Annotated in this window: 9 protein-coding genes; 4 read left to right on the top strand and 5 right to left on the bottom strand. The window is 62.5% G+C overall.

Features of this window, described 5'->3' with window-relative positions:
• Nucleotides 1–97: 97 nt before the first annotated feature.
• Nucleotides 98–11,020, top strand: coding sequence for a LamG-like jellyroll fold domain-containing protein (locus AB0M47_RS04160; RefSeq protein WP_363408077.1), 10,923 nt, complete (start codon nucleotides 98–100; stop codon nucleotides 11,018–11,020).
• Nucleotides 11,021–11,725: 705 nt separating this feature from the next.
• Here the strand turns inward: AB0M47_RS04160 and AB0M47_RS04155 are convergent.
• A complete protein-coding gene (locus AB0M47_RS04155) occupies nucleotides 11,726–12,160 on the bottom strand; it encodes a hypothetical protein (protein WP_363408074.1) in 435 nt (144 codons plus the stop codon).
• A 437-nt stretch (nucleotides 12,161–12,597) separates the two neighbouring features.
• Between AB0M47_RS04155 and AB0M47_RS04150 the strand changes: the two genes are divergently transcribed.
• Nucleotides 12,598–12,828, top strand: coding sequence for a hypothetical protein (locus tag AB0M47_RS04150; RefSeq protein WP_363408071.1), 231 nt, complete (start codon nucleotides 12,598–12,600; stop codon nucleotides 12,826–12,828).
• A 100-nt stretch (nucleotides 12,829–12,928) separates the two neighbouring features.
• Here the strand turns inward: AB0M47_RS04150 and AB0M47_RS04145 are convergent, their stop codons facing one another.
• Together AB0M47_RS04145 and AB0M47_RS04140 are read right to left on the bottom strand one after the other, a co-directional pair.
• Nucleotides 12,929–13,153, bottom strand: coding sequence for a hypothetical protein (locus tag AB0M47_RS04145; protein WP_363408068.1), 225 nt, complete (start codon nucleotides 13,151–13,153; stop codon nucleotides 12,929–12,931).
• A 690-nt stretch (nucleotides 13,154–13,843) separates the two neighbouring features.
• Nucleotides 13,844–14,287, bottom strand: coding sequence for a hypothetical protein (locus AB0M47_RS04140; protein WP_363408065.1), 444 nt, complete (start codon nucleotides 14,285–14,287; stop codon nucleotides 13,844–13,846).
• Between AB0M47_RS04140 and AB0M47_RS04135 the strand changes: the two genes are divergently transcribed.
• Nucleotides 14,279–14,659 (top strand): hypothetical protein, encoded by a 381-nt coding sequence (locus AB0M47_RS04135; RefSeq protein WP_363408063.1) that lies wholly within the window; start codon nucleotides 14,279–14,281, stop codon nucleotides 14,657–14,659. The two genes, AB0M47_RS04140 and AB0M47_RS04135, sit on opposite strands and share 9 nt — an antisense overlap.
• 55 nt (nucleotides 14,660–14,714) lie before the next feature.
• Here the strand turns inward: AB0M47_RS04135 and AB0M47_RS04130 are convergent, their stop codons facing one another.
• Complete coding sequence (locus AB0M47_RS04130) at nucleotides 14,715–14,867, bottom strand: hypothetical protein (RefSeq protein WP_363408060.1); 153 nt, start codon at nucleotides 14,865–14,867, stop codon at nucleotides 14,715–14,717.
• 658 nt (nucleotides 14,868–15,525) lie between these two features.
• Nucleotides 15,526–15,990 (bottom strand): zinc ribbon domain-containing protein, encoded by a 465-nt coding sequence (locus tag AB0M47_RS04125; RefSeq protein ID WP_363408057.1) that lies wholly within the window; start codon nucleotides 15,988–15,990, stop codon nucleotides 15,526–15,528.
• Between the two features lie 686 nt (nucleotides 15,991–16,676).
• Between AB0M47_RS04125 and AB0M47_RS04120 the strand changes: the two genes are divergently transcribed.
• Entirely contained in the window at nucleotides 16,677–16,904 is a 228-nt protein-coding gene (locus tag AB0M47_RS04120) for a hypothetical protein (RefSeq protein WP_363408054.1), read from the top strand.
• Nucleotides 16,905–16,977 lie beyond the last annotated feature (73 nt).

Below are 16,977 nucleotides of genomic sequence, written 5' to 3'. Positions count from 1 at the left end.
TACGGCGGCTGTGTGAGGCCGAAGAATTCCCTGCGTTCACGTTCGTTGATCATGGGGGAGTCGTGTCATGCGGACCTGGCGGCGTCGAGTCGTTCTCGTGGTGCTGGTGCTGTTCGGGCTGTCGATCGGTGTTCCTGCCGATAGCGTTCCGCCGAATGGCAGTTTCCCGCTGGGTTGGCTGACCTCCTGGCTTTCGCAGCGTCCGACGTGGGCGTCCGGGGCCGGATTGCCGAGCGCGCTTGTCGGGATGATGAGCGCGCGAGGTGGATACGGGACGGCGGAGCAGGCTGACGCACATAGGGGCAACGGTCGTCAACAGACGAAGGTCGCCAAGGGATTGGACGGCTATAAACCGAACGGGCCTGGCAACCCCAAGAAGCAGGCAGTGCCGTCGCCGCAGGGGTTCGATGAGAAATCGAAGGTGCGTGTCCCTGCGGCGTCGACGGCGACGTCGACCATGTGGCGTGACGGCAAGGGGATCTATGCCCGGCAAGTGTTCCAGGAGCCGGTGAACTTCAAAGCCGCGGAAGGCGCGTGGCAGCCGATCGACAGCACGCTGAAACGGGCCACGAGTGGCCGGTGGGAGACCGTCGCCAACAGCTGGAAGATGTCGATCGTCGGCGGCCCCGCAGCCGCGGCGAGCGCCGTCGAGGGCGATACCCAACCGCTCGCCCTGGCATCCGCGACGACCGAGGATCTGGTGTCTGTGACCACGCCGTCGGGTGAGGTCGTCGGCTATTCGCTGGAAGGCGCGACGATCGGGACACCCACGGTGACGGAAGGGTCGGCCCTCTACACCGATGTGCTGCCGTCGACGGATGTGCGTATCGAGGCGCAGGCGATGGCTGCCAAGGAGACGCTGATCTTGCATTCGGCTTCGGTCGCAACATCGTGGACGTACCGGCTGAACCTGTCTGGGGTCACCGCGTCGATCAACGCTGACGGGGAGGTGGTGTTCACCAACTCCGCAGGCGATGTTGCGGTGCGGATGCCGCGAGGGTATCTGAAGGACTCCTCGTTCAACCCGCAGTCCGGTGAGCCGGCCTATTCCCACGACTACACCTACGAGCTGATCAGCGTAGATGGGGAGCCTGCGGTGCGGGCGACGGCCAACGCCGCGTGGCTGGCCGACCCAGCCCGCGTGTTCCCGGTCTACGTGGATCCAGTGCTGCGACTGAACACCGACGGCGACACCTACGTGATGTACGGCGACGACGTGGACCACTCCAGCGAGGACACGCTCAAGATCGGCACCGCGAACAGCGGCACGACCCGTGGGAAGTCGCTGCTGCACTTCGGCGATTTTTCGGCCGCGTACGGCGGCAAGCACTTGAGTTATGTGACGTTGAACCTGTTCATGACGTGGCAGTACAACTGCACAGAGCAGCCGTTCTCAGTGTATGCGGTTGGCGCGTCGTGGTCGGCAACCTCCGTGCGCTGGGGCAGTAGCACCACCTACGGCGGGCCCGCCTTGCGGACCCCGGCCCTGGGCACCGCTTCGCTGAACTCGTCAGCCGCGTGCAACAACACTGGCAGTAGCGCGACAATTGGTGACTGGGTTCCAGTGATCTTGGACGTCGATGAGTTCAATGCCTGGACGACGGGCGGTTCGACGAACTACGGCCTGGCCGTGTCCGCGAACTCCGACACCACCAACGCCCAATGGAAGCGGTTCACCTCCAAGAACGGCCCGTCTGGCTCGACTGCATGCGGCTCGCGGACCTGCGCCCCCTACATCTACGCGATCTACACCGACAACGTGCTGCCGCAGGTCGACACCCGCTATCCGGCGAGCAACGCCACGGTGGACACGCTGACGCCGGAGCTGACCACGCGTGCGCACGACCCGGACAGCTGGCCGACCAAGGGCGTGAAGTACCAGTACAAGGTCTACACCGACGCCACGTTCACGACGACCGCTGCCGTGTCGGCCTGGCAGACCACGCCTGGCTTCAAGGTGCCCGCCGGTGCCTTGGCGTGGAACAAGACGTACTACTACACCGTCCAACTGGACGACTGGTCGAGTAAGACGTTGAACCTGCAGGCGTACGCGTTCAGCACGCCGGTTCCGCAGCCGGCGATCGCGTCGAAGTTCTCCCAGAATCCAGGCAAGGGCTTCGACCCGAGCACCGGCAACTACACGACCTCCGCGACGGACGCGTCGATCGCCGGCGTCGGCCCGAACTTGGAGATCGTCCGCTACTTCAACAGCACCAACCGCAACCGCGACACCGCAGCGTTCGGTGAGGGCTGGACGTCAGTGATCGACATGCGCGCCGCCGAGATCAAAGACGCGTCCGGAGCGGTGCAGACCGTGTCGGTGCGCTACCCGAACGGGCAAGAGGTCGCGTTCGGCCGCAACAACGACGGATCGTTCACCCCGCCGATGGGCCGCTATGCGGTCTTCAAGCCGATCCTCTCCGGCACGACAGTGGTCGGCTATTCACTGACCGACAAAGACGCCATGACCTACACCTTCAGGCAGGCCAGCAGTTCGACGGTGTGGAACATCAGCTCGATCACCGACGCCAACGCCCGCACCCTGACGTTCACCTACAACGCCACCACCGGCCGGCTGGACACGATGACATCGGAGTCAGGCCGGTCCCTGCACTTCGAATGGGCACTTTCAACCGCTGCGCTGTATTACATCGCCAAGATCTCTACCGATCCGGCGACCGTCGGAGATGCGGCCACGGTCAAGTCGTGGACTTATACCGTCGACTTCGTGCGTCTGATGTCGGTGTGCGGGCCGGTCGCGGTTGCTTGTACGACCTACAACTACGCCACCTTCTCGCAGGGTCCCAACACGGTGCTCAACACCGGTGCGTACTCCTACTGGCGGCTAGGTGATACGGCCGGGCAGATCGCCAAGAGCAGCGTGCTCGCTCGCGCCGGGGCCGACAACGGCCTTTACAACAACGTGACGTCGGGCTTGGGCACGATGTCTAGCGCTGCCTTGACCTCCGCGATGTTCAACGGCACCACATCCAACGTGCAACTGCCCGGCAAGCTGGTCACCGATGGTGCCTACCAGTCGATCAGCCTATGGTTCAAGACCACCACCGCTGGTGGGGTGTTGTTCTCGTACAGCGCGGGAGCGATCGGCGCCGGCACGATCGCGAGCAACTACACTCCCGCCCTGTATATCGACGCCAACGGCTACCTGCGGGGAGAGTTCTGGCAAGGCGCGACCACGCCGATCAAGTCACTGGCTCCGGTCACCAACGACACCTGGCACCACGTCGTGCTGGCTGGCGCGGGCAGCACCCAGACGATGTACCTCGACAACGTCGTCCAGGGCACCCTTGCCGGGACGATCAGCATGTACCAGACCGGCGGCGCATCATTTGAGTACCTCGGCGCCGGATTCATCGGCCACAGCTGGCCCGACCACGCCAACAGCGGCGCGTCCCCAGCGAAAGCCACCTACTTCACCGGCCAGATCTCCGACGCGGCCTTCTTCTCCAAGACCCTGAGCAAGCCTGAGATCACGGCGATGTACAACGCCGCAATGTACACAGGAACCGAACTCACCAAGATCACCCGTCCGACGGGGCGAGTGACCGCTGAGGTCACCTACGATGCCGCCACGGCGAAGGTGAAAACCGTCAAGGATGAGAACGGCAGCACCTGGACACTCAACGCGCCCACGATCGCCGGAGACAGCGACGTCTACGCCGCATCGGTACTGGGGGGTCGGCCCGTCAATTATTGGCGGCTCGACGATCCGGCCGACACTACCGACGCCGTCAACGAGGTCGCCGGCGGTACCGCGACCTACGCCGGCACTCTGACATTCGGCGCGGCGGGGCCTTTCGCCGATCGGACAGCGGTGAAGTTCGACGGGGCTAGCGGCAGTTTGCTTCTACCCTCCTCGAACATCAACTTCGCCGGGCCGGCCAGCGTCAGCATGTGGTTCCAGATGCCGGCTGGCAGCACCGTCGGCGGCGTCCTCTACGGATACCAGAACGGTCCGATCACCGACCCGGCCGCCACCACCAGCTTCGTCCCAGCGCTGTACGTGGGCGCCGACGGCAAACTGCGTGGCGGGTTCTGGACGACCTCCGGCGGCAGCCCCATCACCTCTGCTACGTCGGTGGCCGACGGTAAATGGCACCACGTCACTATCGCGGCGTCGACGGGCGCGCAAACCTTGTATCTCGACGGGGTTGCCGTAGGGACCAAGACGGCGACGTTGTCCGTGCCAGCCAACGGCTACTCCTACCTGGGAGCAGGCAAATGGACGAGTTGGGCAGGTAGTAGCGGAGCAGTCGGCTACTTCCCCGGCGCGATCGCAGAGGCGTCGTTCTTCGCCAGCGCTTTGTCGCTCAACGACGTCGCTGCTCACATCACGGCGAGTAAGCAGTCGCTGACCACATCCCTGACTACGGTCGGCACGACCGTAACGTCGATCACTATGCCTGTTCTCGACGTCAGCATCGTCGACCCGGCCGGACACACGATGACGTCCACCTATGACCTTGCCAACGGCAATCAGCTTGTCGCCATGACTGATGCGGAAGGCAACACCACACGGTATGGCTATGACAGCGGCGGTTACAGCAACCTAATCTACGATGCCGACAAGCATTGGGTTCAGACCGTTCAGGACAGCAATGGCAACACCATCCAACAGATCACCTGCCAAGAAGACACCACCAACTCCTGTTCGAGTACCTACTACGACTACTACGTCAACGCCGGCAATCTCGTCGACCCGCGAAACAATCAACTGACTGCGCAACGCGATGGCAGGTCAGCATCCGCGACGGACAACGCATACAAGACCAGCAAGACGTACGACGCGCAAGGCAATCTTGTCACGATCACTGACCCCGTCGGTGGCGTCACCACGACGACCTACACCGAGGCGCCGACACTGACCAGCAGCACAGCCTGCAGCAGCAGCGAAACGGCCGACAAGGTGTTCGACAAGGTGTGGAGCGGAACCTCCACGAGTTTCTGCTCGGCCGAGGCGTCCGCGTGGATCCAGGCCCAGTATTCGACGCTGCGCGACGTCGGCCGGATCACCATCCGGCACGCCGAGGCAGGCGGTCAAGCGGCCAGCCTCAACACGAAAGACTTCGACGTCCTGACCTCCGCGGATGGCGGCACCTGGACGACACGCAAGCAGGTGCGCGGTAACACCCAAGCGATCAGCACGGTCACGCTCGACCCGATTGTCCAGGCGAAATATCTCAAGATCGTCGTCGTTACGCCCACCCAGTCCGGAACTGGAGCGGCGCGCATCTACGAGATCGAAGGCGACGACCTGACGGTTCCGCTGGGCCTTGCCAACTCGACCGAGCAACCCTCCGGCGCGTTCCAGCGTATCTCGTACTACCCCAACGGTGACGTCGCACGGGTGCGAAGCGCTGCCGGGCGCATCGTCGAATACACCTACGACAACCTCGGTCGCAAGACGTCGGAGACGGTGCAGGAGCCGACGTCCCACTCGGCGCCGCTGACCACCAGCTTTGTCTACGACGCGGCGGACCGGCTCGTGACACAGACCGAGCCGCCGGTCCTGAACCGGGTCACTGGTGCTACCCACACCAAGGTCACCACCAACGAGTACGACGCTGACGGCAACGTGCTGTCCACCACGGTCACAGACACCACCGGTGGCGACGTGACCCGCAAGGAGAGCTACACCTACGACACCTATGGACGCAAAGCGACCTACACCGACGCCAAACAGGACAATGTCAGCGCCACCTACGGATATGATCTTTACGGCCACGTCGTGCTGGAAACCGACCAGGTCGGCGGCCAATATCGCTACCAGATCGACTCGCGCGGGAACGTCCTCGAGAAATGGCTCGTCAACTATGACGTTCCCGGAGACGGCATAGCTGCAGCCGACCAACGCCTCTTGCTCAAAATCTATTCACCTGGCGGTCGGCTCGCGACCGAAATCGACGCGCTGAACGGGCTAACCGAGTACGAGTACCTCGACAACGGCCTTCTGGCGAAAAAGACCCGAACCGACGGAGGTGCCAACTCTTTCGTCGTCGAGGAGAACAGCTATGACCCAGCCGGAAACCTGATCTCGCAGAAGACCAGCAACGGCACCACGACCACCACCTTCGAATATGACGCCGCAGGACGCAGGTTCCGCACGACCCTGGACCCGACCGGCCTCAACCGCGTTACCACCAATGCCCTCAATCCCGACGGCAAGGTCACAGCGTCCACCGCGGGCGTGGGCACCACCGACGTCCGCTCCGCAAGCCAGTCAATATTCGACCCCGAAGGCCATCTGCTGGTCAGCAACGCCTATGCGGGAAACCCCGCCACCACGCCGGTCGCCCGATGGAAACTCAACGACCCCTCCGGCAGCCAGGCAGCCGACACCGCTGGCAACAGCAACATCAACCGCACTGGGGGAGTCACCTTCACCGGTACCGCAGCGACGTTCGACGGCTCGACCGGTTATCTGAGCGTCGACGACCCGATCGTCGACACCTCCCAGTCGTTCACCATCGCCGCGTGGGTCACCCTCGCCGACAAGAACGCCAACCATCCCGTCGTGCTCAAGTCATCCCGAGGCTCCTCCTCGTTCTACCTCATGTACGAGCAGGCAACCGACAAGTGGCTCGCCACCGGGTCCATGACCACCTACAGCGGCAACTGGAAGCCCATCCGGTCGACTTCCAGCCCAGCCGCCGGCGCTGCTACCCACCTTGCCGTCACCTATGACGCCACAGCCAGGACTTACAGCATGTACGTCAACGGCACTCTCGAAAGCACAGTGACGGGGGTCAACAACCGCCAAGACCCGCGTGGCTCGTTCTACATCGGCAAGTACTCCTCGTACTACATGTCTGGCTCGATCCGCGACGTGCAGATCTATCAAGGCGCGATGACCGTCACCCAGATCGCCGCAGTGAAGTCGGGGCAGGCGACCGCCACAGTGGCACGCACCTACAACAACCTCGACGAGGCTGGCAACGTCGTCACCACCAAGGATCCGCTTGGCAACATCACGGCCGTCGCATACGACGAAGCCGACCAGCCGGCCGTCATCACTGGTGCCACAGTCAAGGCCGAGACCACCACGACGTCAACCGACACCCACCCGACAGTGAGCATCGGCTACAACACCTTCGGCGACCGCACCGACGTCCGAGACGCGAACGGCAACTGGACCCAGCACATCTTCGACCGCCTCGGACGCGAATACGAGACGCGCCAGCCTCAATACACCGCACCCGGTTCGAGTACACCGGTCACGCCGACCACCACACGCGAGTTCGACTCGCTCAACCAGCTCACAAGAGTCACCGACCCCGTCGGCAACGAAACCAGCTACGGTTACGACCAGCTCGGCCGCGCCGTGTCGACCACCGCACCCGATGACGGCACTACCACCGTCACCTACGACCTGCTCGGCCACAAAACCTCCAGCACAGACCCGATCGGTGGCTTCAGCGAGGCCGACTACGACTACATGGGCCGGCAAACGGCCATGCGGCAAACCGTCCGCCAACCGGCAGTGGCGATCTACACGACCACGTACGGGTACGGCACCGACGGCCGCCTCGCCACCGTCACCACACCCACCGGGGTCGTCAACAGCTATACCTACAACACCGCGGGTGAACCGGCCAACACCCAGGTCAACGGTGCCTACACCACGACCTTCACATCCGACTGGCTCAAGAGCCTGACCGAAACCAAGCCGAACAACACCCATACCACCAGCTACTTCGATCAACTGGGCCGCAACACGTCCATCACCGCTTATTCGACCGCCAACACCGCGCTGGCGACGACGTCGGCGTCCTACGACGCAGCCGGCCACCAGATCTCGTACACCGACGCAGAAGGCGCGATCACCACCTTCACCTACGATTCGAGCGGCCTGCTGCGGTCACAAACCGAACCGATCAGCGCTAGTGACTCGATCCTGACCACTTTCGGCTATGACGCGGTCGGCAACCCGACCCGCTACAGCGACGGTCGCGCCAACAACTTCTGGACCACTTACAACACACTGAACCTGGCCGAATCGCAGATCGAACCGGCGACCACCGAACATCCCGATGCGGCAAACCGCACCTTCACCACTGCCTACGACGCCGCCGGACGACCCGTAGCCCAAACACTGCCCGGCGGGGTCTCCCAAACCTATGGCTACGACGCCGCCGGCCGACTGACCAGCCAAACCGGAACCGGCGCCGAAGCGGCCACCAGCAGCCGTACTGCCACCTACGACCTGGCCGGCCGCATCACCTCCATCAGCGCGACCGGCAGCACCAACAACATCACCTACGACGACCGCGGCCTCCCGCTGTCAATCACCGGCCAATCCGGCAACTCAGCGTTCGCCTATAACGGCGACGGCCAAATGACCAGCCGCATCGACGCCGCAGGAACCACCATATATCGATACCGAACCACCGGCACGAGCAAAGGTCTCCTGGACAAGATCGCGAACACCAGCGCCGACCTCGACGTGCGATTCAGCTACAACGCGATGGGCGCCGTCAACCTGATCTCCTACTACAGCGCAGGCGTCGAAGCAGACAAGCGAACCCTCATTTACGACGACATGCAGCGGGTCACCACAGACGAACTCAGCGCATCCGGTGGAGCGTCGATCGCAAAGATCACCTACGGGTGGGACGACAACGGCAACGAGATCTCCAAAACCACCACCAACTTCGCCGGCACGACCACCGGCAACGCATATGAGTACGACCAAGCCGGTCGCCTCATCAAATGGCAAGTTGGCAGCAATGCCCCGACCACCTACAGCTACGACAAGTCAGGCAACCGAACCCAGGTCGGCAACCGCTGGTTCGTCTACGACCAGCGCAACCGCCTTACCGGCGATGGTGCCACGACCTACCACTACACAGCCCGGGGAACACTCTCGTCGACACAGACTGGGTCCACCACCGACGCCTCCCTGTCAGATGCCTTCGGACAAGTCCTATCCCAGCAAGGCAACGGCACCACCCAGACCTACACCTATGACGGCCTCGGCCGGGCGATCAAGACCGGGTTCGCATACACCGGACTCGGTAATGATCTCGCCTCCGACAACACCGCAACCTACGTCCGGGATCCCGGCAACGGAGTCGTTGGCGCCGTGAGCGCCGGGGGTGTCAAACGATTGACCTGGACCGACCTGCACGACGACATCGTGGCCCAGTTCACCGCCACCTCGACCACGCTCGACGCGTCCACCATCTACGACCCGCTCGGCCGGACCACCGCCGGCGGCACCAGCATGGTCGGCAGCCTCGGCTACCAATCAGAATGGACCGACACCCAGACCGGCCGTGTCAACATGGCCGCGCGCTGGTATAACACCGACACAGGTCAGTTCGACAGCCGTGACACCGCCACCAACAACCCGACGCCGACCTCCATCGCCGCCAACCGCTATCAATACGGCAACGCCCGGCCCTTGACAGCCACCGACCCATCCGGGCACAAAGCCATCCTCGACGACGGTCCCGTCGCTGTTAAGTCGACCAGTTCATCCACGGCTGGCAAGGAGAAGTGCGGCGGAAAGTGGCGCACCGAAGACGCGTGCGACAAGTACTATATTCTCGAAGCCAAGAAAGCTGGCCAACGAGCTCAAGCGAAATATCACAAAGAGAAGAAGGTCGAATACTACGAGACCTGCGCAGGCAAGAGGCATACCGTCGATTGGTGCGAACAGTACTGGGTCCGCGTCCAAAAAAATATCAACGCAAAAGCCCGCGCCAAGAATAGAATCGTCAAGATCTTTTCTGTGGAATCCAACCTAGACGCATTCATGGGCGGCCTATTCGAGTCCACCATCGGCATCGTCGGAGGTCTCAAAGACCTCGCCGACTCCCTCATCAGCCTCGTCAAACGCGACGCGACACAGCTTTCAGAAGGCAGCATCAGCATCTTCACGATGGCCAAGCACATGGTCGACTGGTGCCTCGACATGAAACTGTGCAGCGCCGCAGCCTTCCTCGCCATCGCAGACTCCATCGTCGACCTCGTCAAAGACCTGTGGACCGGCCTGACCGACGACGGACCCGCAGGCTGGCGCGCAGCCGGACGCATCGTCGGCATGCTCGTCATGGCCATCGTCACCGCCGGATCTGCCGCAGCCCTGAAGTCGGCAATCAAGACCGTCGCCCGGAATGCAGAAAACGTCATCAAGACCACACTGGCTGAAGATGCAGCCAAGGTTATAGACGACGTCTCAGGAACTTGTCGTGTTAACAGTTTCGACCCTGACACCAGAGTCTTGATGGCGGACGGATCAACCAGGCCCATCAAAGACGTCCGGCCCGGAGACGAGGTGCTGACGGGCGACACGGACACCGGCCGCACAGAAGCAAACGCTGTGACCCAGCTCCATCGCAACGAAGACACGACGCTCACCAACGTCACCGTCCGCGACATCACAACCGGAGCTTCCTACACGATTCGCACCACCGACGAGCACCCATTCTGGGACGCTACCAACAACCGTTGGGTCGACGCTGCGGACCTTCCGGTTGGCACAAGGCTCGCCACCGTCGGCGGCGCACACGGCGGCGTGGTCGAGCGCGTCACGTCCTGGGTCAGCCTCGCCACGATGTACAACCTGACGATCGACGACATTCACACTTACTATGTGCTGGCCGGTGACGCGCCCGTACTAGTTCATAATGATGATGACAATCCGGAACTTTTCCCCAATCTCATCCCGAAGGATAGCGGATACTCGCCAGGCTTGCCGATCAACCTGCTAAAGGGCCGATCCGGCAACTATCAGTATGTAGTTTTGAAAGACGGTACGTTGGTGATCGGGAAGGGCGATGGCCACACCATGTTGGCGCGCGGTCTACCGGTCCGGGCAGCGGGCGAAGTTAAGCTGAAGAGCGGTAGGATTCTGGAAATTAACAACTACTCTGGCCACTACCAGCCCTATGGATCCAATGCGGCGAAGGCCGCGGAGCAGGCATTCAATGATGCAGGATTCGACGCCACCGGGAAGTATGTTGAGCGATACACACGAGGAACACCTATCTGCTGACGATCAATGCCAACCCGTTCTGGACAAGATTGACTTCCTCGTCCAGGTAAGCCGGATTGCAATCGGTGTAGACCAAATAGAGCCGCTACTAAATGATCTGCTGGACCAAACATTGCGGAGGTCGGCATGCCGCCCGAAGATCTGCCAGCGACTATCTGAGTTGCTTCAGAAAATAGACGGCGACAATGTTGTGGTCGTGCAATTCTGTATGCACGCATTGCGATGGCCCGAAATTCACGATGAGGCAGCGAGATTGCTGTCGGAGGAGAGGAGCATTAACCGCCGAAGACTCTACGAGCGCGTACTTGAGTCGTTTCTCGATGATTGGCCCGAGCGCGATCTCTACGATCGATTCGGATAGCGTAGCTTCCGATGCGACTTAATGGCCGGATAAAGTAGCGCGGTTAATGGCAAGTCCCGACCGACATCGCGGCTGTCCTGTATGTGATGTGCGACCTTAACAGCGGCGACATAGCGGACTGATTCCGGCCAGGAGAAAGGTTGCTGAACAGGTTTCGCGATATTTGGGTCGAGTCAGTTCTCGAAAATCCGAGATGGGTAGCTCGATAATCGGCGGCACGTATCACTTTAGCGGCACCTGACGAAGCAGGAGCCCCTGTCGGAGCAGAGCGCTGATGAATTGAGGGCTAGGCGCCCGTCGGCGGCCTGCCCGTGCGCTTGCGCTCCCAGTGCTTGGCGAAGTGTTCAAACTGCCGCGCGGAGGTAGACCTTGCCGGCCGCCAACTCGTCGACCGGCTTGGGGAAGTCGGGCTTGCCGGTGACCTCGTGGGCGCGCTGCCGTGAGACGCCGAGGATCTTCGCGATCTCGGCGATGCCGACGAGGGGCGGAACCTGCGGCGCGGTCAGCGCGTGTTCCAGTGCCTCATAGCTGATGGCCTGCGCCTCTTCCATGGTGTGTTCGATGCCGAGTGCGTTGAGTGCCTGGGTGATCCGCTGGAGGCCGATGGTGACTGTGTCGATGGTGTCGGCCTCGACGTCGAAGCAGGCGTGGACTTCGGCCGGTTCGTAGGGCAGGGCGATGGCGGCTTCGGGTCCGAGTGCGGTGCCCGAGGGTACGGCGTGGTCCTCGGTGACCGGTGCCGGTGTGCGGGCGGTGATTGAGACGCTCCAGTGCTTCACTCGGCGTTTCCCCGGTGCCCTGACTGCAACGTGCCCGCCGGGGAGGAACACGCCGATCATTGCGGCGTCGCCAGGTGCTTGGGCTGCGGGGGACCGCGGCTTGTGTGCGTCCCCGCCGCCGACGGCGAGCCGGGCGAACCGGCGGAGGCGAAGCACGACTCCGGCCGGGACGTCTGGACCGGCATCTGGCCCAGGGCTGCCGAAGCGCACCAATACGGCGTTGACCTGAGCACGCTGACGAGCGTCGGTACGTGGGATGCCGTGTCGGCGCGCTGGTACCTCGAGGACGCTCCCAACGACCCAGGAGGTCGCGGATGATCAACGACGACGGGGGAGTGCCGCGTACGCCGGTGACTCCGCAAAGCGATGGGGTTCGGGTCCACATCTCGCCCGAGTTCCTGGTCGAGTGCCGACGGCTTAATGACCTGCTCGGTTAGGTGTACGTTGCCGCTCAGGTGATCGACCAGCTCGACCAGACGCTGGCGGAGTACGGCGAGGGCTGGGTGCTCCAGACGGAGGTGACGGTCGAGTCCGACGGCATGGACGCCATCACCACCGCGCAGGCAGCCGAACTCGTCCACGTCCCCGCCCACGAGATCCGCCGATGGGCAACAGTCGACGACCCGCGTACGCCGGGGACGCAAGCTGTTGCCACGCTTTCGCCGTGAGGGCCAGGCGATGACAGCGATGACCTACCTGGTGCGTGATGTACTGGCGGCCGCGGATTTCATGCGTGGCCTGGTAGGGCTTCCGTCCAACCGTTGCTTGCTACAGGGAGTTCGGCGAACCGTGTCCATTGCGGCACCGCCAGCGGCGTCCAGGCAGGTAGCGCTGCATGTCGTTCAGGTGTCCAGCGTTCATGACGTTGGGCGTGACCGCCACTCCGCAGTCGGGGCAGGGGAAGCTTAGGCGCAACACCTCCTCCTGGGTGGAGTAGGTGACCTCAGTGTCGACGTCGAGAAAGCGGCTGTCCGGGTTAACGCGGAGACTCATCGTCAGCTCTCGTTTTCGGGGTGGGGGGGGCATGCCGGAGCCCATTCTCGACTGAACCGATCGAAGCGTCGACACGGCGCGCCGAGCGGTACGCAGTCTGGGCGATCCGTGATCGCTGACACTAGGTTAACCCTCAATCGGGTGAGCCGTCTCGCTCGGGGGGTAAGTTGTCGGCGTGACGCCGGCACGATCGAGCCCCGCCCGGCGATCAGCTTGCCGGCGAAGTCCCGCTGCCACCGGCTCGACGACAGACGGTCCTGGAAGTCCTTGGTGGAATTGCGGCCGTAGAAGGCGAACCGGAGCAGCCCGCTCACAGCCGTTCGCTGGCTCGGGACACGCGTACGCCGACCCGGACCGTTCGCTCCGATCCACTAACCCGACAGATCAGGCCGCTCCACCACGGTGACTGCACCAGTCATCGCACACCTCCACTGATGGGCGAGTCGCTGTTACCGCCATCGTCGCCTGACTTCATGCCGACCGCGATCCCACGGATGGCGGTCCCTAGGTCAAACGACGTCCGCCCTCTGGGCACGGACAGTCGGCCGGGCCGCTGGGCGCAGCCGTCTCGTCGCGGGAGGTGGGTAGCGGCTCTATCCGTAACTGGCCAAGGCGGTCATGAGCTCCGGCTGCCTCTTCGTCCAGCCAGTGACCTCGTCAAAGATGTCCAACTTGGCCGGCCAGTCGGGGTCACAACGGATACACGACTGACGCAGTCTCTGCGACGCCTTCGTTGCTACGCACCCATGTGCGGTTAGCGTTGTCAGTGAATCGAATCCGATGATCGGTAAGAAACGCGAAGGTTTCGCCGGTCCGAGTCACGACCTCGCCGGGCATGCTGACAGGCCACTCACGCAACAGACCGGTTCGTACATGGGCCCCGATCTCGGAGTTCAGGCCGAAGTCGACCAGAGTGGGCAGCGCGACCTCGTGGCTGGTTGGCTGATGACCCGCCGGTAGCGTGCGGAGCTGATGGATCCGACGAACATCGATCGCGCTGTGAAGAGTCACGTCGTAGATGGGCAAGTTGGAATGGTTGGCAACAGTGACGCTCGCTAACCTGCGTTTGGCCGGATCCGTCCAGTCGGAGTCCCTGCTGTCGCTCCACAGACCGACGAGTGCGGCTTGGCTCATGCGGACTTCCATGTCGCGCTGCTGCTGAAGCTGAGCGGCGAAACGATCGCGTTCGGATTCGATCCGGTAGAGCCGGCGAGCCAAAAATCCGGCAATACAGGCGAGGACCTTGCTCCCGAAGGAGCCCACGGCATCAACGACCTCCCACACACCGAAAACGATAGCGGGCAGATCAAGCTAATGAACTTCAACCCGGCGTCTGCGCTGCCAGCGCGGAAGTACGGCGGGCGCCTGCCGGCAGAGCCGGACGAAGGTGGTCGCGCGGGCGGCGAGATCGGGCAGTGCACCCACCTGCGTGAGGCGGAACCGCGAACGGCGATCCTGCGGCTGCTCGCCACACAAGAAATCCCGCGGACCGACATCGCCACGTAGGCCGGCTCCGACCCCTAACTATTGACCTCCCGAAAATCAGGCCCAGCCGAAATTGCTACAGCAAGACGGGATTTCCGCGGATGTTGGTGTCTGCGCACGGCCCATGGCCGTGCGCGAGCAGCGCCAGTCCGGTGTTGTGGAAGATGAGCACGTCCTTGTCAAGCGCGAATGCAACGGTGCCGCGATCGAGGAGCAGGACCCTACTCATGACCGCTCGGTCGACATGGGTGGAGCTGATCATCGAACCCGAGAAGCTCGCCCTTTCCCCCATGATCTTTGATCTGTCGTGAGCTTCCGCGAGCCCGCAGAGTCTAATCATTGGATGCTGTCACGGCGAACAGAATGTGATCCAAACGCCCTCGTGAAGAGTACTGCCGTTGAAGAGCGCCGCGCGCACGACGGACACGGGAATGCCGTTGAGAAAAGCGCGCGGCGCGGCAGAACTCTAACCGTCGGATACGCGAGACGCGAAATGGCCTCATCAACTCCATCTCGCGGAGTCGGCGACTTCCGGCTGGGCGAGCCGTCCGCAACACAAACGCCGATCAGTCCCCTACAGCGACCGGCGGCGGACGGCTCAGGCCAGGCCCTGCGTCGTCTCGCCCGTTGCGGTGCTGTTGGCATCGGCGAAGAATCGGACGCGACCTCGCGGCGTAGATGCCTCGGAACTTATGCAAGTCAAGGAGGTCGCCCTTGGCAGCGGATTCGCGATTGCCGCGACCTGATGTACGACGGTGTTCAAGTAGGAGGCGAACCACCGCCAGCCGGACGCCGCGTGTCTGCTATGGACAGTGACTTGATTGCGTTGCAGGTCAGCCCATAGATTGCACCGCATGAACACGCCTACGGAGGCGTGTGTCACGATTTCAGGTGGCCGAATCCCCCCTCGGACACGTTAAACCCCCCACGGAAATGCATAGACGCTGTCCTATCGGGCAGCGTCTTGTGCTTCCCTGGGACGTCGCCGCCGGGCCGTTGTCGACCCGAGTAACGTGTGGTGGCCAGCCGTCGAAGACCAGTTCACCGTCGACCTCGAACTGCCAGGTGTAGAAGCCGCACCGCACGGCGACTTCATGATCGGCCAAGTATCCGGCTATCAACTCCCTCAGGCGGTCGCTCTGCCCGGCGAACGAGCCGAGCTCGGGCGCCTGCTCGGCGAACAACAGCAGCAGCTGCTCTTCCCGCGCGTCGACTGTGCGCAGTTCGCTGGTCGGGCGTCGGGTGGCGGTGTGGCCGTGGCGGCACCGGTAACCGGGGCGGCCGTGAGTCCAGTGCGCCTCGAGGCGCCGGCCGCAGTCCTGGCAGAAGATCAGCCCGGTCAGCAGATACACCCGCTCAAGATCGCACTTACTCCGAATGGCCTGCAATTGTTGCCGTCCAACAAACTTGCTGGCTACACCTGCTATGACGTGAGTGGTCGCAGCGGACCTGGTGGTTGCCCGGATCGCACTTCCATCATGGTTTACTGCCCGAATTCGCGTGACTGCCTACTCCCGGACGCTACGTGTGCGAACTCGTTTACCTGCATAGTCTCAAAATTCATCGACATCACGCTACTAGGTCTCCTGCTTTACGCCCCGGCGACTGTCTCCGCTGAACTCGCGGTAATTGCAGCCGAAGGTCGTGCGTACTCGGCTGCAGATGGAGCTCGGCTACTCGCTGATTTAAGTAGAGCTGCGGGCCGCCTCAATATCCGCTCCTTCGAAGATATTTACGCGACACCATCCGTGCTGACGGTCGATGTACTGCCTTCCGAGGTGGAGCTGTTCTTCCGGGGCATCCCAGGATGGAAGATTGAGACTCTCGGTCGAGGAGCCCGCGAAGGACAAGGGTGGATCGCGAGAGAGTATGGTCCGAATGGCCAGGGGACGAATCGGATGATTCGCTGGCATCCGGGCGGTGGTCACCACGGTCCAGATCCATACTGGAAGGTCTTTGGTTATGAGGGCAACATCGGAGGAATCCTTCGATGACAGATAGTTCGCCTACGCGATTCCAGACGTGGATTCTGGAGTGTTTGCAGCTCGCTGCTTATCCTGCCGAGCGACAACTAAGGGAAGTGCGGAACCTCGGCGTAGGCGTTGACGAGATCGCGCTTCAGCTCGACGATATGGTCAACATCGCCATGGCTCATGTGGCAAATGAAGACCTGCCGACAGCTGACCTGGAGCTGTTGCGGTCCGTATTAGCCAAGGTCGATGAATACGATCGTACGCGGCCTAATACTCCAGCCGCACTTGGCTGAGGTTGAGTCTTCGCTGGTAGTGGCTTGTTTTGGCTCGGTACTGGTGTCGGCGACGCCACCATGACCATCGATT

It is taken from the genome of Hamadaea sp. NPDC051192 (assembly GCF_040682475.1).
GTDB lineage: Bacteria > Actinomycetota > Actinomycetes > Mycobacteriales > Micromonosporaceae > Hamadaea > Hamadaea flava.
Note: the sequence above shows the minus strand (reverse complement) of the source record. Positions and strands in the feature narration are given on the sequence as shown.

Coding starts and splice junctions, on each gene's coding strand:
- AB0M47_RS04130 (WP_363408060.1), bottom strand. CDS start 14,867: ATGAGTAGGGTCCTGCTCCTCGATCGCGGCACCGTTGCATTCGCGCTT.
- AB0M47_RS04140 (WP_363408065.1), bottom strand. CDS start 14,287: ATGAGCCAAGCCGCACTCGTCGGTCTGTGGAGCGACAGCAGGGACTCC.
- AB0M47_RS04145 (WP_363408068.1), bottom strand. CDS start 13,153: ATGAGTCTCCGCGTTAACCCGGACAGCCGCTTTCTCGACGTCGACACT.